The organism is Streptomyces sp. NPDC008001 (assembly GCF_042958085.1).
GTDB lineage: Bacteria > Actinomycetota > Actinomycetes > Streptomycetales > Streptomycetaceae > Streptomyces.
Map to the genome: position 1 here is coordinate 434,474 of NZ_JBIBIZ010000007.1, position 17,048 is coordinate 451,521.

The window sequence follows — 17,048 nt, forward strand, 5'->3', positions numbered from 1 at the left end:
CCTCCGTGTAGCGTCGGGATCACAGTCTTCGGGGCGGGGAGGGCGGCATGACGGTCGACGGCGGGCAAGCCGGACAGCGAGGGCGGCTCGCGTACATCGGGTCGTTCACGGAAGCCGGCGGCCCGGGCATCACGGTCGCCGAGGCCGACGCCCGCACGGGCGCGCTGAAGCTCCTGGGCTCCACTGACGCGCTCGTGAACCCCTCGTTCCTCGCGCTCTCGCCCGGTGGCGACGTGCTGTACGCGGTGAGCGAGACCGACGAGGGCGCCGTCGCGGCCTTCTCCCTCGCCGACCCCGTGCGGCCCGAGCCGCTCGGCGAGCCCGTGCCCGTGCGGGGCGACGGACCCACACACCTGGCCGTCACGGGCACCCATGTGTTCACCGCCAACTACGGCTCCGGCAGCGTCAGCGCCTTGCCGGTCCGCAGGGGCGGCGGCCTCGGCACTCCTGCGGCCGTCCTGGCCCACCGGGGCAGCGGCCCGGTCGCGGACCGGCAGAAGGGCCCGCACGCCCACGCCGTCGTGCCCGACCCGTCCGGCAGCATGCTCCTCGCCGTGGACCTCGGTACGGACTCGGTGTGGACGTACGCCCTCGACCCGGTGACGGGCCTGCCGCGCCCGCACGGCGAGACCCCGCTCCGTTCCGGTACGGGTCCGCGGCACCTGGCGTTCGCCCCCCAGGCCGACCGCGTCTACGTGCTGAACGAGCTGACGCCGACCGTCACGGTCTGCCGCTGGAGCAGTGCGGACGGGGCACTGGAGCCGCTCGGCGAGACGCGCGTCCTGCCGCCGGGCGAGGGCGTCCCCACGTACCCGTCCGAGCCCGTGGTCTCCGCCGACGGGCGGTTCCTGTGGGTGGCCAACCGCGGCCACGACAGCATCTCGGTCCTGGCCCTCGACGCGGCGGGCGACGTGGCGGGGCTGCGCCACGTGGTCGGCTGCGGGGGCGTATGGCCGCGCGATCTGACCCTGCACCCGTCGGGCCGGTACCTGTACGCGGCCAACGAGCGGTCGGGCGACGTGACCTGGTTCGCCGTGGACCCGGACAGCGGCATACCGGCGTTCGCGGGCTCGGCGGCGGTGCCGGCGGCGTCCTGCGTGATCTTCGGCTGAACCCGGTGGCACGGGCCCCACATGCGGAGAGGGGCTCTCCGCGGTGCGGGAGCCCCTCTTCCGGGAAACGGACGGGTCGTACGGTCAGACAGTCACGGCACGGTCTGGTCGCAGGCCCCGTACGGAGACACGGTCAGCGAAGACGGCGGCCGCCCGAGGCGGTCAGTGCGCCGGAACCTGGGCCGGCTGCACGGATATGCCCAGGACCTCCGCGTACTTGGCCAGGACGAGCTTGCCGATCGCCGGGTAGGCGCCGAGCGGCGCGGCAGCCGCACAGTCCGCCTCCTTTGCGGCGGCGTCCGCGAGCCCCTCGGCGATCTCCGGGCCGATGAGGCCCGGGGCGAGCGCCAGGTTCCGCGAGCCGGAGCCGCGCAGCTGGTCGGCGGCGCGCGCGATGTCGCCCTCGATGTCGAGCGCGGCCGTGAGGACCGGCACGGCGAGGCGGGCGGAGAGCAGCATGCCGCTGATCCCGGCGGCCTGCACGGCCTCCTCGCCACCGACCGTCGCCAGGATGATCCCGTCCGCCGCCGTTGCGACTGTGAACAGTCGGGCGCGGTCGGCGCGGGCCAGCCCGGCCTCCGACAGGCGCACGTGCAGGGCCTCGGCGAGCAGCGGGTGCGGGCCGAGCGCGTCGGTCAGCTCGGCGGCGGAACCGCTGCTCATGACGGACTGGCGGATGCGGCGCAGGAGAGCGTTGTCCGGGCCGGCCAGGAGCGGCACGACGATGGCCGGGGGCCACTGGTCCCAGGCGTCGGCGGCACCGTCCTCGGCACCGGCTTCGCGGGCTTCGCTCGCGCGAGCGGCGCGCTGAGCGGCGGCGTAGGCGAGGACGGACTCCAGGGAGGGGTAGCCCTCGGTGGCCCCGTCGGCGTCCACGTAGCCGATGCGGGCGTCCAGGCCCGGGAGCTCGGAGCGCGCGATGCTGAGGACCTCCTCGGCGAGGAGGCGCGTCGCCGTGTCGGGGAGCCCCGGAACGGCGAGAACCAGCGGCGGCGCACCGGCGGGGGCGGCCGCCGGCTCCGGCCGCCGGTGCCGTCCGGGCTGACGGGGTCGCGGCATTCGTACAGGCAGGCCAGGCGCGGGCCCTGTGGGGGAGCTCATGGCGCCGCATGTTAGTCGTTCGGGGGACTGGGCCGTTCGGGTGGGGGCGGCTCGGTGGCGTCTGTCCGGATTTATTCGCCCAAAAATACGCTCATCGCAGAAGCCTGCGGACTTGTTCAGCAAACGATCCGGAGCATCGGCGGATCGGCCGGCAGCAGCAGACTGTCCGTCAGCAGGGCTTCGGCCACGCACAACGCGCCGTCCAGCGGCTCTCCCGCCGCCGTGACCGGCCGCGCACGAGGGAGTTGCAATTGCAACTCTTCGCGCAGGGGGTCCAGCAAGGGAGCGCCCAGGCGGAGGAGGCCTCCCGTCAGGGCCACCTCGTAGCCTGCGCCGACGCCGTCCGCGTACACGGCACCGGCCGTATCCGCCACACCTGCCTGCCGGCCGGTTCCGGCAGGGGGGCGTTCCCGGCCGGACCGGGGCGCAGGGCAGACGGCGGCAGCCGCCTCGGCGATGTGCCGTGCCGCACGACGGAGGATCCCGGCGGCCACCGGGTCGGCCGGAGCGCACCGGCCGACCTCCGGAGCGAACGAGGCGAGGACCGCGGGCCGGTCCGCCCGGGGGTACAGGGCGGCGGGCAGCTCCGGCGGCGGCCCGAAGACCGCCTGCAGCCGCTCCAGCAGGGCAGGAGAACCGCCGGCCCGCCCGTCGTACGCCCGCATCGCCGCCTCCAGCCCTGCGCGGCCGATCCAGGCGCCGCTCCCGCAGTCGCCGAGCAGGTGACCCCAGCCGTCGGCGCGCCGCCAGCCGCCCTCCGCGGTCAGATCCGTGCCCACCGCGATCAGCCCGGTGCCCGCCGCGACGACGGCTCCCGGCCGCTGCCCCAGGGCGCCCGCGTACGCCGTGACCGCATCCGCGGCCAGGGCGAGCGTGCGCACTCCGAGGGCCTCGCGCAGCGCGGAGGGCAGCACGGCGCGCAGACCGGCACCGAGCGTCACCATTCCGGCAGCGCCCACACAGGCGGCTTCGCAGCGCTGTGCCCCGGCCTGCGTCAGCAGGTTTCGCGCAGCCGGCAGCACCTGATCCAGAAGGCTCCGGGCGTCGACACCCTGCTCGCCCACCGTCGCCGGGACGGAGGAGGACCAGGTCAGGGCCGGGCCGTCGGCCGGGACCGCGCGCAGGGCGACCCGGATCCCCGAGCCGCCGGAGTCGACGCCCAGGACGTGAGCGGGCGCCGGGCTCACCGGACCGGCCGCAGCCGCAGTCGCACCACGGTCCCGCCGGACCTCCGGAGGTCCGGCGCGAAGGCAGCAGCCGACAGGACCACGGCAGCAGCCGGAGCGATCGTGGCAGCAGCCGCCACGCTCATGGAAGGCGCGCTCCGGGTCACCGAAGGCCCCGTCGGCGTCACGGAAGCTGCCAGTCCACCGGGGCCGCGCCCTGGCGCACCAGCAGGTCGTTGGCCCGGCTGAACGGCCGCGAGCCGAAGAAGCCGCGGTCGGCCGACATGGGGGAGGGGTGTGCCGACTCCACGGACGGCACCTGCCCCAGCAGCGGCCGCAGATTGCGCGCGTCGCGCCCCCACAGGACCGCCACCAGCGGCCGCCCCCGCTCGACCAGCGCCCGGATCGCCTGCTCGGTGACCTCTTCCCACCCTTTGCCGCGGTGCGCGGCAGGCTTGCGCGGGGCGGTGGTCAGCGCCCTGTTGAGCAGCAGGACGCCCTGCCGGGTCCAAGGGGTGAGATCTCCGTTGGACGGGCGCGGCAGCCCCAGGTCGGTGTGCAGCTCGCGGTATATGTTCTCCAGGCTGCCCGGCAGCGGACGCACCTCGGGCGCCACCGAGAAGCTCAGCCCCACGGCGTGACCCGGCGTCGGATACGGGTCCTGCCCGACGATCAGCACCCGCACGTCGTCGAACGGCTGCTGGAAGGCGCGCAGTACGTTGGCGCCCGACGGCAGATACGTACGGCCCGCGGCGATCTCGGCGCGCAGGAAGTCGCCCATCGCGGCGATCCGGCCGGCCACGGGCTCCAGGGCCTTCGCCCAGCCCGGTTCGACGATCTCGTGCAAAGGTCGTGCAGCCACAGCTGCCGCCCCTCCCTGTAAACAAACTGCTTGCTGTTGCGCAAGTCTAGGATCGTACGCGAGGGGGAGACCGCGCTCACATCCCGGGCTCCGGAGCCCGGGCGGGGAGCAGCGCGCCCGCCTGCCCGTTCCCGCCCGGCGGATTCAGCCGTAAGTGTGCCCGGGGGCAAGCGCCGTGCCCGGCGCGTCAGACGGCCCAGCCGTACTGGTCGGGCAGGCGCTTCGCGGCGCCGAGGGCGGCGGCCGCGCGGTGGGGCCAGTACGGGTCGCGGAGCAGTTCCCGGCCGAGCAGGACGGCGTCGGCATCGCCCGCGGCGAGGATCTTCTCGGCCTGCTGCGGATCGGTGACGAGGCCGACCGCGGCGGTCGGCAGTCCGGCCTCCTCCCGGATCCGCCGGGCGAACGGCACCTGGTAGCCGGGGCCGGTGGGGATGCGGATGCCCGAGGTGATGCCGCCCGTGGAGACGTCCATCAGATCCACGCCGCGGGCCCGCAGCTCGCGCGCGAGGCGGATGGTGTCGCCCGTGGTCCAGCCGTCGCGCCCGTCCTCCGGGTTCTCCGTCACCCAGTCCGTCGCCGACGTCCGGAAGAACACCGGCAGTTCGCCGGGCCACACCTCGCGCACCGCTCCCACGACCTCCAGCGCGAACCGCGTCCGGTTCTCGAACGAGCCCCCGTACGCATCGGTGCGGCGGTTGCTGAGCGGCGAGAGGAACTCGTGGATCAGGTAGCCGTGGGCGCCGTGCACCTCCACGACCTGGAAGCCGGCGGCCAGCGCGCGCCGCGCGGCGTCCGCGAACTCTCCGACGATCCGCTGTATCTGCTCCACCGTCAGCTCGTCGGGCACGGGGTGGCCCTCCTCGTACGGCAGGGCGCTGGGCGCGGACGGCTGCCAGGCCTCGTCCGGGCCCACCGGCTCGCCGCCGCGCCACGGCCGGTCGGTGGCCGCCTTGCGGCCGGCGTGCCCGAGCTGGATGCCCGGCACGGTGCCGTGCTCCTTGAGGAACGAGGTGATGCGGCGGAGGGCCTGCGTCTGGGTGTCGTTCCACAGTCCGAGGTCGGCCGGGCTGATCCGGCCCTCCGGGCTGACCGCCGTCGCCTCCACGAGGATCAGGCCCGCCCCGCCGGTGGCGCGGGCGGCGTAGTGCGCGAAGTGCCAGTCGTTCGCGACGCCCGCACCCGGCCCGAAGACCTCGGCGCTGTACTGGCACATCGGGGCCATCCAGACGCGGTTGGGAATGGTGAGCGATCGCAGGGTGCAGGGGCTGAAGAGTGCGGTCAGGGCGGTCACGGCAGGCTCCTGTGGCTGGCGCGGGTGCGCTTCAAGGCGACGTCGTCCCGCTCGCGGCAGGGGCCGGCGGCGGGTCCAGTTGTACGATAACTCTCGTAGTACGAGGGATGTCAAACTACGAGGATCCTCGTACGATGAGGGCGTCGTGGAGATCCCCGGCGAACCTGGAGGAGCAGCCGTGCCGGCGCAGAAAGCGCGGACAGCGCAGAAAGAGCCGTCACCGAGCGGCCGGTCCCTCGCGCACCCCGACCGTGCGGACATCCGGCTGGAAGGCGTGCTGCACGCGCTCTCCGACCCCATGCGCCTGCAGATCGTGCGCGACCTCGCCGCCGAGGAAGGCGAGTTGAACTGCTCGGTCTTCGACCTCCCGGTCAGCAAGTCGACGACGACCCACCACTTCCGCGTGCTGCGCGAGAGCGGTGTCGTCCGGCAGATCTACCGCGGCACCGCGAAGATGAACGCCCTGCGCCGCGACGATCTCGAAGCGGTCTTCCCCGGACTGCTCGACTCCGTCCTCACGGCGGCCGCCCTGCAGGCATCCCGCCTCGGCACCGCATCCTGACGGGAATCCGCCGGACCGGCGGGCGGCACGGTCTTCTGCTCTGCCGTCAGCCGCCGGAGCGCGCCGCGGACAGCAGCCCCTCCCAGTCCGGGATCTTCACCGGCCCACGGCCCAGCTGCCGCCCGAGAGCGGCCTCCGCGGCCTCGATGCTCAGCCAGCCCGGCCACTCCACGGGCTGCCGCCCCGCTGCCCGCAAGGCTGCGTGTGCCTCCTCGGCGGACGCGGGCCTGCGCGCCGCGAGCGCCCCCGCGTCGGCGAGAAGGGACGCCACCGTCTCCTTCGCGCACGACCGGTTCGTGCCGATCACGCCCGTCGGGCCGCGCTTGATCCACCCCGCCACGTACTCGCCGGGCGACGGCACGCCGTCCCGCAGCACCCGGCCTTCCGCGTGCGGCACGGTCCCCAGCTCGGCGTCGAACGGCAGGCCCGCGACGGGCATCCCGCGGTAGCCCACCGAGCGCAGCACCAGCTGGGCTTCGACCTCCTCGAACACACCGGTCCCGGCGATGCCGCCGCGTCCGTCCGGGACCGTCCGCTCGAAGCGCACCGCCCGGACCGCGTCGTCACCGATCAGCGCGACGGGGCGCAGGAAGAACCGCAGGTGGATGCGGCGCGGGCGGCCCGTCGGCGGCTGCCCGGCCCAGCCGTGCAGGACCTCCACGTTGCGCCGCCCCGCCGCGGGCAGCCCGGTGGGATCGGCCCACGCCGGGTCGAGCGCCGCCTCCTCGGCCCGTACGAGCGGCTCCGCGCCCGGGAGCGCACCCAGTTCGCGCAGCTCCTTCGTGGTGAACTTCGCCTGGGACGGGCCGCGCCGGCCCACCATGTGGATATCCGTCACCCGGCTCTCGGCGAGCGCGCTCAGGGCGGCGTCCGGCACATCGGTGTGGTGCAGTTCGCCAGCCCCGCGCGCGAGCACCCGGGCCACGTCGACGGCCACGTTCCCCACGCCGATGACGACCGCGGAGCGCGCACCCAGCACGAAACCGCCCGGCGCGGCGTCCGGATGGGCGCTGTACCAGGAGACGAACTCGGTCGCCGAGAAGCTGCCGGGCAGGTCCTCGCCCGGGATGCCGAGCCGCCGGTCGGTGGCGGCCCCGACGCAGTAGACCACCGCGTGATAGAGGTCCAGCAGCCTGCGGGGCGCGAGGCCGCGGGGGCCGTCCCCCACCGGCACGTTGCCGAAGAACGCGATGTCCGGGTGCTCCATGGCGGCCCGCAGGCTGTTCTGCAGCGACTTGATCTTCTCGTGATCGGGGGCGACTCCGTAGCGCACCAGCCCGTACGGACAGGGCAGCCGGTCGAGCACGTCCACCGTCACTCCGGGGACGTCCCGCTGCTGCACCAGGGCCTGGGCGGTGTAGACCCCGCTCGGCCCCGACCCGACCACTGCGACGCGAAGCACGGTGGGCCCCTTTCCGCAGACCTCCGCAGATGTCCCGCACGTCCCTCCAGGATCGCACCGGGGGGCGGGGAACGGGAGGGCGGCGCGAGGCCATGGCCGGTTCATGGGGCCGGACGGGGGAGCCGGGGCGCGAGATCCCGAGCAGAACCGGCCAGGAACGGACGGAACCGGCCAGGGCGGGCCACGGCCGGTCAGGACCGGAGAGCACCGGAGCGGGCGGCAGGAGGGGCCGCGATCAGGTGCCCGCGGAGGGTGGCTCGGGCCCCGGCGGAACGCCCAGTTCCCAGTCGAGTCCGTAGCGCTGGAACAGCTCCGCGCGCAGGCGCTCGAACGGCATGGGCGCGCCCGGCAGCAGGACCGCCACGACGGCGCCCATCAGCAGCGCGCGCAGCAGCGGGTAGTCCGCATCGGGGTCGGGGGAGCCGTAGTCCGCCACCGTGGAGTGGAGCAGGCGCGCGAGGCGCTGCTGCTCGGGACACTGGATGAACCCTTCCGCCTGGAGGATTCCGGCCATGTGGGTGCGCATCAGCAACGGCCGGTCCCGCGCGAGTCCCAGAATGGCGTCGATCGCGCGTGCGAGACGCTCGCGGCCGTCACGGGCGCACGGGGCGCGCTCCAGGCCCGCCTCGAGCTCCAGATGCATCACGCGGTGCACCGCGGACTGCAGCAACTGCTGTTTGCCGGGGAAGTAGTACGAGACCAGGCCGCGTGCCGTGCCCGCCCTGTCGGCGATGTCGGCAAGCGTCGTCGCCTCGTACCCGCGTTCACCGACGAGCTCGACCGTCGCCTGCAGCAGCCGCTCGCGGGAACGACGGCGCATCTCCTGGTTGGCCGACGCGCTGCGCGGGGACATTCCGTAACTCCTGCGTTGACTGGCTCCGGGCCAATATACTCAGGGGGTGTCCGGCCGTCCTGCCCGCCCCGGCGTGGTACGACTCCGGCGTACCGGCTGGCCTGGGCGGCGCGGGGGACCGCCCAGACCAGCGTGCAGCCGGGTGTCCACCGGGCCTGTCGCCCGGCCGTCAGTCGAGCAGGCCGAGCACCGGCCGCAGGCCCGCGGGCCGCTCCTCGACCGGCAGATGGTCCACCAGATGCACCGCACAGCCCAGCGCGGCGGCGCCCCCGTCGGCCCGGCGGTCGTCCCCCACCATCAGCACCTCGGCGGGATCCAGCCCGAGCGCCTGACAAGCCGCCAGGAACAGCCGGGCATCGGGCTTCTGCACCCCGTGTTCGAAGGACAGGGCATAGGTGTCCACCCATGCGTCGAAGCCGTGCTCCCGGAACACCGGCCGCAGGTCCCAGCCGATGTTGCTGACCACGGCCGTTCGCAGACCGTGCTGCCGCAGTTCGCCGAGGACACCGGCCGCATCGGCGTACGGGCGCCAGGCGGCCGGTTCCTTGTGGCGCTCGTACAGCGCGTCGTAGATCTCGGCCCGGGGCAGCGGCACCTCGCGCGCCAGCCCGGTGTACGCGGCACGGTGCTGCTCCGCGCTCTTGTCCCGCCCGGCCCACACCCCGGCCAGGTGCGGCGGCACGGAGCGCGGACTCCTGCCGCCCGGGAGCGCGCCCGCCTCCTCCAGCCGGAGGGCGGCCCCGGCCGCTTCGGCCTCGTCCATCCGCACGCCCGTCCGCTCCAGCGCCGCAGCCAGCCAGGACGCGGCCGGCTCGACCCGGAACAGCGTGCCGGAGAAGTCGAAGAGCACACCTTTGACCGTCATGACGCCCCCTCAGTCATCGTCCGCCCCCGCCTGTCCGTGAGCATCCCGAACAAGCCCACCGAGACCGCCACCAGCGCCCCGCCCAGCAGCCACCCGCCCACGACGTCCGACAGCCAGTGGACGCCCAGGTACAGGCGCGTGAAGCCGACCCCGAGCACCGACACCGTACCGGCCGCCAACGCCGCGTACAGCCCTCCCGCCCGCGCCCCGTGCCGCCACAGCAGCCATACGAGGAGCCCGCACGTGACCGTCGCCGTCAGGGCGTGCCCGGAGGGGAAGGCCGCGTAGTGCGCGGTCGCCACCGGGTCCGGCCAGCTCGGCCGGGGCCGTCCCACCGCTGACTTGATGCCCTGCTGGAGGGCCGTGCCCACGGCCGACGTGCAGGCGATCCATGCGCCCAGCAACCGGTCGCGCCGCCGCAGGAGCCACAAGACGGCCACGGCCAGGGCGGCACGCATCGTCCAGGGGTCCCACAGCCAGTCCGAGAGCACACGGACGAAGCGGGTCCAGCCGTGGTGCTCCACGGCCGCCGGGTGCAGCCCGTCGGCGACGTGCCGGTCGAGGGAGACGAGAGGCTCCCACGCCTCGGCCACCAGGGCGAGCAGCGCACCGAACACGAGCGCAAGGACGACTCCGGTCCACAGCGGCACCGTGCGGGCGGAGGAGGCGGGAGCAGGAGAGCGGGAGGGGGTGGGCGAAGGGCGTGGAGGGGCGTGCATGGGGAGATCGTCGTTCATGGGGCGCCGACGGGGCTACCCGTCCGGTACGACGACCTGATTTCCGGTGCCCGGGCAGAACGTCTCCCCCTGCTCCGCCCGCCCGCCCGGCCGTGCCCGGGAGCCCTGCCGGCGCTTACGAGCCGGACCGGCTCAGTGCGCTCAGGCCCGGCATGAACGTCACCAGCAGCGGAACGGCGGGAACCAGGGACGCCACCGCCGTAAGCCGCAGCCGCCGCGCCGCCGTCAGCCGGGGCTCGGGGGCCAGCAGCCGCTGCACCCGCGTCGGCACCTGGGAGAGCCGGGACGGGCACGGCCCGAACACCCCTCGGTCCTCGTTCAGTTCCACCAGGGCCAGGGCGGTCGTCAGCCGGCCGAAGCGCCGCGACGCCGCATCGTCCGCGGCCAGCTCCACCAGGTGGTGCACCTGATCGCGGAAGGCCGCGAACACCGGCACTTGCGGGAAGCCGTTCGCGAGGGCCGAGGAGACGCACAGCAGCCAGTGGTGGCGGGCCCGGGCGTGCCCCTGCTCGTGAGCCAGCACCGCGTCGAGCTGCGGGCCCTTGAGGCGGCGCAGTGCAGCGGTCGTGATGACCAGCTGCGGGGCGGGACCGCCGGGCAGCCACCAGGCGTCCGGGCGGTCGCCCTCCAGGACGACGAGACGGTCCTCACCCGGCTCCTCGCCGGGCAGCCGGGGAGAGCGCACCAGCAGCTCCGCGTGGCGCTGACGGCGCCGGGCGCGCGCCCAGCGGATCTCGCGGGTCAGCATCGCCGCGGTCCACGCCCCGCCGCCGGCCAGCGTCAGGGCCAGCGGCGCGGCCCACGAGCCGTAGGCGGCGAAGGCGTAGGCCTCCACGACACCGTGCGGCGCACCGGCGAAGACGTGCCCGCGCACGGCCTCCCAGGCCGCCGCGGCGCTCAGCGCCATGGCGAGCAGGCAGCACAGCAGGACCGCCGCAACCGCGCACTGCCACACCCACAGGGCCACGACCGGTTCCCGGTCGGGCCAGTCCGAGCGGGTCAGCACGCGCGGCGCCATGGCTGCGACGAGTGCGCCGAGGACCAGCAGCGCGAGCGGGACCATCATGGCCGTCAGCCTATGAGCGGCGGCGCGGGCACGGGTACGGTCCCGTGCGCGAAGTGACGCATGCCACGGCCGGCCTGTGCGCCCCCCTGGTGCCCCAGGCGGGGTGCGGGCTCAGAGCGTCAGCAGCATCGCCAGCATGCCGATGCCCATGGACAGCCGGCACGCGTGCGTGAGGTCCGGCCGGCCCGGCCAGTTGACCTGCCCGGCGGCCACCGTCACCGGGACGAGCACGGCCACCGTGCGGACCACGTACACGGCGAAGTACACCAGCAGCAGCCCCGTCAGCAGGGGAGTGCCGGCCGGCTCGTGCGCCGTCGCGGCGTGCGCGGCCGTCCCCGCGTGGACGCCGTGGCCGCCCGTCGGGCCGCCCGCCATGGCCAGGGCCATGTAGACCATGGCGAAAGCGCCTACGGCGTGGTGGAGGTGCTGGGTCTCCGCGCGGCCCCGCGCCACGCCCAGCAGCACGTGTATCCCGGCCGCGCCGAAGACGACGGCGAACAGCAGGGCACCCCACGGCCGGGTGTCCAGGACGGTGGTCGGCACGGCCATGGCCGCCATGCCGAGCCCCATCAGGGCGTCGCTCCCGGCGGCCCGGCGCTCCCCGCCCGCGCCCGCATGGAGGCGCACCAGGCAGTACGAGCCGGTCGCTGCGCACAGCGCCACCAGAAGCCAGCCGATCAGCGGCGGTCCGTGCACGGCACACCTCCCCGGACGCGCAGGCCCACCCCCGGTTGATTCCCCCGGCGGCGAGAACACACGGGAGCGCACAGGCGCACAGAGGGGGCGCCGCGCACCTCGCTTCAAACCCGCGCACGCGCGGTGGCATGCCGGGGGCGCACCGGCGCGCGGGGGCCTTTCCTTGGCCGGGTTAGTGTTCACGTGGAGCCGGAACCGCCGTACGGAGAGGACCCCAGGAACACGATGAAAACCACCAGCAGCACCGAGACGACCTTCCGTGACGCGACCGTCGGCGACGTGCCCGTCCTCGTCGCGCTCGTCGAGTCGGCCTACCGCGGTGACGCGAGCCGTGCCGGCTGGACGACCGAGGCGGACCTGCTGGACGGCCAGCGCACGGACCCCGAGGGCGTCAAGGCCGTGGTGACGGACCCGGACAGCCGGCTGCTGGTGGTCGAGCGGGACGGCCGGATAGTGGCCTGCTGCCAGCTCGAACACCGGGGTGCCCACGCGTACTTCGGGATGTTCGCCGTCAGCCCGGAGATACAGGGCGGCGGGCTCGGCAAGACGGTGATAGCGGAGGCCGAGCGGCTGGTCCGGGCCGAGTGGGGCGCCACCGAGATGCACATGACCGTCATCAAGCAGCGCGACGAGCTGATCGCCTGGTACGAGCGCCGCGGCTACCGGCGCACGGGGCGGATGAGCCCCTTCCCGTACGGGGACGAGCGCTTCGGCATCCCGCAGCGCGACGACCTCGAGTTCGAGCTGCTGATCAAGGAACTGGCCTGAGGAGAAGCCCCCGAGGCGGAGTGCCCGAGGTGAAGTAAGGGGCTCTGTCCATGGACAGAGCCCCTTACCCCTTCCCTCACAGCCGGCCCGCCTCCACGATCCGGCGCAGGAACCTCCTGGTGCGCTCCTCGCGCGGTTCTCCGAAGACCTGCTCCGGGGTCCCGCGCTCCAGCACGACCCCGCCGTCCAGGAAGCAGACCTGGTCGGCGACGTCCCTGGCGAAGCCCATCTCGTGGGTGGCCAGGACCATCGTCATGCCGTCCTCCTTGAGGTCCCGCACGACGCCCAGCACCTCGCCGACCAGCTCGGGGTCCAGTGCCGCCGTGATCTCGTCCAGGAGCAGCAGCCGCGGCCGGCCCGCAAGCGCGCGCACGATCGCCACGCGCTGCTGCTGACCGCCGCTGAGCCGGTCCGGGTACTCACCGGCCTTGCCGCCCAGGCCGAGCCGCTCCAGCAGCTCCCTGGCGCGCTCCTCGGCCTCCGCACGGCCGATGCCGTGCACCCGACGCGGGGCCAGCGTGATGTTGTCGAGCACGGTCATGTGGGGGAAGAGGTTGTACGCCTGGAAGACGACGCCGATGCGGCGGCGGACGGCGTCCGGGTCGACGCGCGGGTCGGTGATGTCCTCGCCGTCGAGCAGGATCGCCCCGTCGTCGATCTCCTCCAGCAGGTTGGCGCAGCGCAGCAGCGTCGACTTGCCCGAGCCGGAGGCGCCGATGAGCGCGGTCACCGTGTGCGGTGCGACCTCCAGGTCCACGTCGCGCAGCACGACCGTGTCCCCGAACGTCTTGCGCACGGCCTCCATCCGCAGCACGGCCTCCGCACCGGTGCCGTCCGCCGGGCCGGTGTCCGTCACGTCGCTCATACGATTCCTCCCTGGGCGCGCCGGCGGTCCGTCCGTGCCGTGACCCAGTCGGTGAAGCGGGTCATGGGGATGGTGAGGGCGACGAAGATGAGCCCGGCGACCACGTACGGCGTGTAGTTGAAGCTCTTGCTCGCGAGGATCTGCGCCGCGTAGACGGCGTCCACCGCGCCGGCGATCGAGACGAGGCCGGTGTCCTTCTGCAGCGAGACCAGGTCGTTGAGGAGCGGTGGGACGACCCTGCGCACGGCCTGCGGCAGGATGACGAAGCGCAGCGTCTGCCGGGCGCTGAGCCCCAGCGAGCGGGCGGCGGCGCGCTGGCTGGGGTGCACGGACTCGATGCCCGCGCGGAAGACCTCGGCGACGTAGGCCGAGTAGGTCAGGACCAGGGCCGTCCCGCCCAGCAGCACCGGGTCGGTGGTCACGCCCTGCAGCCGCAGCGCGGGGACGCCGAAGACGACCATCAGCAGGCAGATCACCAGGGGCAGCCCGCGGAAGAAGTCGGTGTAGGCGGTGGCGAGCGCGCGCAGCGGGAAGAACACGGGGCCGCGCAGCGTGCGGGCGACGGCTATCAGCAGGCCCAGGACGAGCACGGCCGCTCCGCAGACGGCCAGCAGACGGAGGTTGAGCCACAGCCCTTCGAGGACCTGAGGCAGCGCCTCGCGCGCGTAGTGGCCGTTGAGAAACGTTTCACGGGTGCGCGGCCAGCCGGGGGAGTTGACGACGGCCAGGAAGAGCACCGCGCCCGTGATCAGGGTGCTGCTCGCGGCGACGGCGGTGGCGCGGCGGGCGCGGGCCCGTTTGAAGCGTTCTCGTTCGAGGCGGCGTGCGGAGGGGCTGTAGGCGTCCGGAGCGGTCCCCTTCACCAGGGACGGCGGGGCGTCCCCGGCACCGGCGGCCGCTGCCTCTCCGGCGCTCATTTCAGCACCGGGACGTCGGCGGCCTCGGAGAGCCACTTCTTCTCCAACTGGGCGAGCGTGCCGTCCTTGCGCAGGGAGTCGACGGCGCCGGTGATGCAGGGGGTGAGGCGGCTGCCCTTGTCGAGCACGAAGCCGAACTGCTCGGGCGCGCCGCCCTCGCCGTCGAACTGGCCGACGATGCGGGCGTCCGGGACCTCGGCCGAGGTGATGTAGAAGGCGGTCGGCAGGTCGACGACGATCGCCTCGACCTGGCCGTTCTTGAGGGCCGTCTTGGCGTAGTCGTTCTTCTGGAAGACGGCGGGCCGTTCGCCGGGCCTGATCACGTCGTTGACGACGTCGAGGCTGGTGGTGCCCACCTGTGCGCCGAGCTTGACGTGCTTGAGGTCGGCGGCGCTCCGGGCCTTGGCGGCGGGCGAGTCCTTGAGGGCGATGACGGCCTGGCGGACGTCGTAGTAGCCGGAGGAGAAGTCGACGGCGCGGCGGCGCTCGTCGCTGACGGAGATCTGGTTGAGGTCGACGTCGAACTTCTTGGCGCCGGGGGCGACCGCGGTGTTGAAGGGCACGGTCTGCCAGACCACGTCGGCCCGGTCGTACCCCAGCCGCCCGGCCAGGGCGTAGGCGACGGCCGACTCGAAGCCCTTGCCGTTCGCCGGGTCGTCGTCCTGGAACCAGGGCGCGTAGGCGGGCTTGTCGGTGCCCACGGTCAGCTTGCCGGGGAGCTGGGTCGCAAGCCTCCCCTTGGCGCACGCGGCCGCGGCGGGCGGTGCGGCCGAGGACTTCGAGGAGCCGGAGCCGGTGTCGTCCTGCGGGGCACAGCCGGCCGCGGCCGCGAGGAGAACGGCGAGGCAGGCGGCGACCGGGGCCCTGCGGCGGGCGGCGGGGGGCTCGGCCGGGGTGGCGGTGCGGCGCGTGGGCCGGTTGGCGACGGGCATGGCGCGAGACTGGCAGCGTAATCACTGATCTGTCCAGGTCAGGTCACTGACCGTCCGAATACCGGAAGACTGTTGCACCTTCGTGAATTCCCGGGCGGCGGGCGGGTAGGCCCGGAGGGCGCGGAGGGCGGCTCCCGGAAGCCCGTGGAGGGCCGGGGGAGGGCCGCGGGAGGGCGCGCAGGGGGCGGGCGGCGTCCGGGGCCCCCGGGCTCCGCCGGACGGCCAAGAATGGCCGGAACTCGGCTAGGACAGCGCACGAGGCTGCTGGGACTGATGTGTCAGATGTGCGCCCGAGGGAACACCTACGGGGGAGCGGCACAGGAAAAACAGCGGCCCGACCTGGGGTTCGGCAGGATAATTTATGGCCACCCCTCTTGAGCAGGAGAAGCACGCACGGATACGGTGTCTTAACGCCAAGTTCTCCCGAGGAGGAGCAGCCATGACGGAAATCCTTGCGTCCACGGCGATACGGGCCGACAAATCGACCGCCGAGCCGGTGATCGACCACCCCGCGTGGGCCGAGCTCAAGGACGCCGTGGAAACGATCCGGCCGTGGCAGTCCCAGGACGGCTCCATCGACTTCACCGCGGAGGACGCACCACCGGGCGAGACCGTACGGGCCCAGCTGGACCGCGTCGTGGCGGCCGTCGAGCAGCTCTCGCCGCTCGTCCCGCACGACGCCGCGTACCACACGGCCCTGGTGGCCGACCTGCGCCGCTGGTCGGAGACCGGCTTCGGCGTGCCGGACTTCCTGGACTCGCTGCTCGCCTTCCAGCCCGCCGCCCAGCGCGCCGACGGCCTCCAGCACCTCGTCCTCTTCCCGATGTACACGCAGAACGGCAACCCCGACCGGAACCTCGAGGCCGTCGTCCTGCGCGTGGTCTGGCCGGAGTGGCTCGCCGAGCTGGAGCGCACGCGCTACGACAACCCGCTCTTCCTCGGCATCACCTTCGAGGACTTCACCTCGGGCTACGACACCAACTCCGCCGTCCTCTTCCCGGAGACCATCGCCGTCCGCGAGGCCCCCGAGCGCTTCACCTGGGGCGGCATCTTCTGCGACCGCGAGGCGGCCCGCTTCCGGCGCGTCACCGAGGCGGCCGTCTCCGCCCTCGGCCTGGAGCTCCCCGCCGACATCCAGGACATGATCGGCGACCAGCACCGCTGCGAGCAGGCGTTCGTCCTGTGGGACATGGTCCACGACCGCACCCACAGCCACGGCGACCTGCCCTTCGACCCCTTCATGATCAAGCAGCGGCAGCCGTTCTGGATGTACGGCCTGGAGGAGCTCCGCTGCGACCTCACCGCCTTCAAGGAGGCCGTGAAGCTGGAGGCCGACGGCTACGCCCAGGGCCGCGACGTGCAGTTCGCGGTCCTCTTCGACCGCATGTTCCGCTTCCCGGTCACCGGCGAGCGCGTCCGGAACTACGACGGTCTCGGCGGCCAGCTGCTCTTCGCGTACCTCCACCGCCACGAGGTCGTACGCTGGACGGACAACACCCTCCACATCGACTGGGACCGCGCCCCGCAGGTCACCAACCAGCTCTGCGGTGAGATCGAGAAGCTCTACCGCGACGGCATCGACCGCCCCAAGCTGGTTCACTGGCTCGCCGCCTACGAGCTCGTCTCCTCCTACCTCGCTCCGCACCCCGGCTCCGTCTGGGCCAAGGGCCCCGAGGCCCTCGACCTCAGCCAGCCGCCCCGCAAGCTCGTGGACAACGTGCTGCCGGACGAGTTCCCGCTCAGCATGTTCTACGAGGCGCTTGCCAAGAAGCTGCGTCACGTGATCGCCTCGACCAAGGGGATCACCGCGGCGAAGGCCGAGCAGGTGGCCGCGTGAGCGAGCAGACGAAGGA

17 protein-coding genes are annotated in these 17,048 nt (G+C 73.6%); 4 read left to right on the forward strand and 13 right to left on the reverse strand.

Annotated elements, in window-relative coordinates; genetic code table 11:
• Positions 1-47 precede the first annotated feature (47 nt).
• On the forward strand, positions 48-1,112 hold the full coding sequence (locus ACFZCD_RS20955) for a lactonase family protein (RefSeq protein ID WP_391832937.1): 1,065 nt from the start codon (positions 48-50) through the stop codon (positions 1,110-1,112).
• Positions 1,113-1,274: 162 nt separating this feature from the next.
• On the opposite strand, the gene ACFZCD_RS20960 is transcribed toward ACFZCD_RS20955, so the two are convergent.
• From ACFZCD_RS20960 to ACFZCD_RS20975, 4 genes are all read right to left on the reverse strand, one after another.
• Positions 1,275-2,213 carry a hypothetical protein gene (locus ACFZCD_RS20960; protein WP_391832939.1) on the reverse strand — a complete coding sequence of 313 codons (939 nt, stop codon included), beginning with the start codon at positions 2,211-2,213 and terminating at the stop codon, positions 1,275-1,277.
• A 116-nt stretch (positions 2,214-2,329) separates the two neighbouring features.
• Positions 2,330-3,400, reverse strand: coding sequence for an N-acetylglucosamine kinase (locus tag ACFZCD_RS20965; protein WP_391832941.1), 1,071 nt, complete (start codon positions 3,398-3,400; stop codon positions 2,330-2,332).
• Between the two features lie 163 nt (positions 3,401-3,563).
• The gene (locus ACFZCD_RS20970; protein ID WP_391832943.1) at positions 3,564-4,241 is read right to left on the reverse strand and encodes a uracil-DNA glycosylase; all 678 of its coding nucleotides are present in this window, start codon (positions 4,239-4,241) and stop codon (positions 3,564-3,566) included.
• A 187-nt stretch (positions 4,242-4,428) separates the two neighbouring features.
• Positions 4,429-5,523: an NADH:flavin oxidoreductase/NADH oxidase gene (locus ACFZCD_RS20975; protein WP_391833132.1), complete on the reverse strand. Its 1,095-nt coding sequence runs from the start codon at positions 5,521-5,523 to the stop codon at positions 4,429-4,431.
• A gap of 187 nt (positions 5,524-5,710) precedes the next feature.
• Between ACFZCD_RS20975 and ACFZCD_RS20980 the strand changes: the two genes are divergently transcribed.
• Complete coding sequence (locus tag ACFZCD_RS20980; RefSeq protein ID WP_391832945.1) at positions 5,711-6,094, forward strand: ArsR/SmtB family transcription factor; 384 nt, start codon at positions 5,711-5,713, stop codon at positions 6,092-6,094.
• 46 nt (positions 6,095-6,140) lie between these two features.
• Here ACFZCD_RS20980 and ACFZCD_RS20985 read toward each other — a convergent pair whose 3' ends face one another.
• The 6 genes from ACFZCD_RS20985 to ACFZCD_RS21010 all read right to left on the reverse strand — a co-directional run bounded on the left by ACFZCD_RS20985 (position 6,141) and on the right by ACFZCD_RS21010 (position 11,713).
• Positions 6,141-7,496 carry an FAD-dependent oxidoreductase gene (locus tag ACFZCD_RS20985; protein ID WP_391832947.1) on the reverse strand — a complete coding sequence of 452 codons (1,356 nt, stop codon included), beginning with the start codon at positions 7,494-7,496 and terminating at the stop codon, positions 6,141-6,143.
• Between the two features lie 235 nt (positions 7,497-7,731).
• Complete coding sequence (locus ACFZCD_RS20990; RefSeq protein WP_391832949.1) at positions 7,732-8,349, reverse strand: TetR/AcrR family transcriptional regulator; 618 nt, start codon at positions 8,347-8,349, stop codon at positions 7,732-7,734.
• Positions 8,350-8,518: 169 nt separating this feature from the next.
• A complete protein-coding gene (locus ACFZCD_RS20995; protein ID WP_391832951.1) occupies positions 8,519-9,214 on the reverse strand; it encodes an HAD family hydrolase in 696 nt (231 codons plus the stop codon).
• A complete protein-coding gene (locus tag ACFZCD_RS21000) occupies positions 9,211-9,933 on the reverse strand; it encodes a phosphatase PAP2 family protein (protein ID WP_391832953.1) in 723 nt (240 codons plus the stop codon). The genes ACFZCD_RS20995 and ACFZCD_RS21000 overlap by 4 nt, the downstream gene beginning before the upstream one ends.
• 133 nt (positions 9,934-10,066) lie before the next feature.
• Complete coding sequence (locus ACFZCD_RS21005; protein ID WP_391832955.1) at positions 10,067-11,017, reverse strand: M56 family metallopeptidase; 951 nt, start codon at positions 11,015-11,017, stop codon at positions 10,067-10,069.
• Positions 11,018-11,128: 111 nt separating this feature from the next.
• Complete coding sequence (locus ACFZCD_RS21010) at positions 11,129-11,713, reverse strand: DUF5134 domain-containing protein (protein ID WP_391832957.1); 585 nt, start codon at positions 11,711-11,713, stop codon at positions 11,129-11,131.
• Positions 11,714-11,938: 225 nt separating this feature from the next.
• Here ACFZCD_RS21010 and ACFZCD_RS21015 point away from each other — a divergent pair, with 225 nt between their 5' ends.
• Positions 11,939-12,481: a GNAT family N-acetyltransferase gene (locus ACFZCD_RS21015; RefSeq protein ID WP_391832959.1), complete on the forward strand. Its 543-nt coding sequence runs from the start codon at positions 11,939-11,941 to the stop codon at positions 12,479-12,481.
• A 76-nt stretch (positions 12,482-12,557) separates the two neighbouring features.
• Here the strand turns inward: ACFZCD_RS21015 and ACFZCD_RS21020 are convergent, their stop codons facing one another.
• The 3 genes from ACFZCD_RS21020 to ACFZCD_RS21030 are packed head-to-tail and all read right to left on the reverse strand — an operon-like array spanning position 12,558 to position 15,195.
• Positions 12,558-13,346, reverse strand: coding sequence for an amino acid ABC transporter ATP-binding protein (locus tag ACFZCD_RS21020; RefSeq protein ID WP_391832961.1), 789 nt, complete (start codon positions 13,344-13,346; stop codon positions 12,558-12,560).
• A complete protein-coding gene (locus tag ACFZCD_RS21025; protein ID WP_391832963.1) occupies positions 13,343-14,263 on the reverse strand; it encodes an amino acid ABC transporter permease in 921 nt (306 codons plus the stop codon). Before ACFZCD_RS21025 ends, ACFZCD_RS21020 begins: the two co-directional genes overlap by 4 nt.
• The gene (locus ACFZCD_RS21030) at positions 14,260-15,195 is read right to left on the reverse strand and encodes an ABC transporter substrate-binding protein (protein WP_391832965.1); all 936 of its coding nucleotides are present in this window, start codon (positions 15,193-15,195) and stop codon (positions 14,260-14,262) included. The genes ACFZCD_RS21025 and ACFZCD_RS21030 overlap by 4 nt, the downstream gene beginning before the upstream one ends.
• 439 nt (positions 15,196-15,634) lie before the next feature.
• Here ACFZCD_RS21030 and ACFZCD_RS21035 point away from each other — a divergent pair, with 439 nt between their 5' ends.
• The gene (locus ACFZCD_RS21035; protein ID WP_391832967.1) at positions 15,635-17,032 is read left to right on the forward strand and encodes a DUF6421 family protein; all 1,398 of its coding nucleotides are present in this window, start codon (positions 15,635-15,637) and stop codon (positions 17,030-17,032) included.
• The last annotated feature ends 16 nt before the right edge of the window (positions 17,033-17,048 follow it).

What these genes read in the sequence shown, in the direction of transcription:
- ACFZCD_RS20955 (WP_391832937.1), top strand. Translation starts at nt 48, where the DNA reads ATGACGGTCGACGGCGGGCAAGCCGGACAGCGAGGGCGGCTCGCGTAC.
- ACFZCD_RS20960 (WP_391832939.1), bottom strand. Translation starts at nt 2,213, where the DNA reads ATGAGCTCCCCCACAGGGCCCGCGCCTGGCCTGCCTGTACGAATGCCG.
- ACFZCD_RS20990 (WP_391832949.1), bottom strand. Translation starts at nt 8,349, where the DNA reads ATGTCCCCGCGCAGCGCGTCGGCCAACCAGGAGATGCGCCGTCGTTCC.
- ACFZCD_RS20995 (WP_391832951.1), bottom strand. Translation starts at nt 9,214, where the DNA reads ATGACGGTCAAAGGTGTGCTCTTCGACTTCTCCGGCACGCTGTTCCGG.
- ACFZCD_RS21000 (WP_391832953.1), bottom strand. Translation starts at nt 9,933, where the DNA reads ATGCACGCCCCTCCACGCCCTTCGCCCACCCCCTCCCGCTCTCCTGCT.
- ACFZCD_RS21005 (WP_391832955.1), bottom strand. Translation starts at nt 11,017, where the DNA reads ATGATGGTCCCGCTCGCGCTGCTGGTCCTCGGCGCACTCGTCGCAGCC.
- ACFZCD_RS21015 (WP_391832959.1), top strand. Translation starts at nt 11,939, where the DNA reads ATGAAAACCACCAGCAGCACCGAGACGACCTTCCGTGACGCGACCGTC.
- ACFZCD_RS21020 (WP_391832961.1), bottom strand. Translation starts at nt 13,346, where the DNA reads ATGAGCGACGTGACGGACACCGGCCCGGCGGACGGCACCGGTGCGGAG.
- ACFZCD_RS21025 (WP_391832963.1), bottom strand. Translation starts at nt 14,263, where the DNA reads ATGAGCGCCGGAGAGGCAGCGGCCGCCGGTGCCGGGGACGCCCCGCCG.
- ACFZCD_RS21030 (WP_391832965.1), bottom strand. Translation starts at nt 15,195, where the DNA reads ATGCCCGTCGCCAACCGGCCCACGCGCCGCACCGCCACCCCGGCCGAG.
- ACFZCD_RS21035 (WP_391832967.1), top strand. Translation starts at nt 15,635, where the DNA reads ATGACGGAAATCCTTGCGTCCACGGCGATACGGGCCGACAAATCGACC.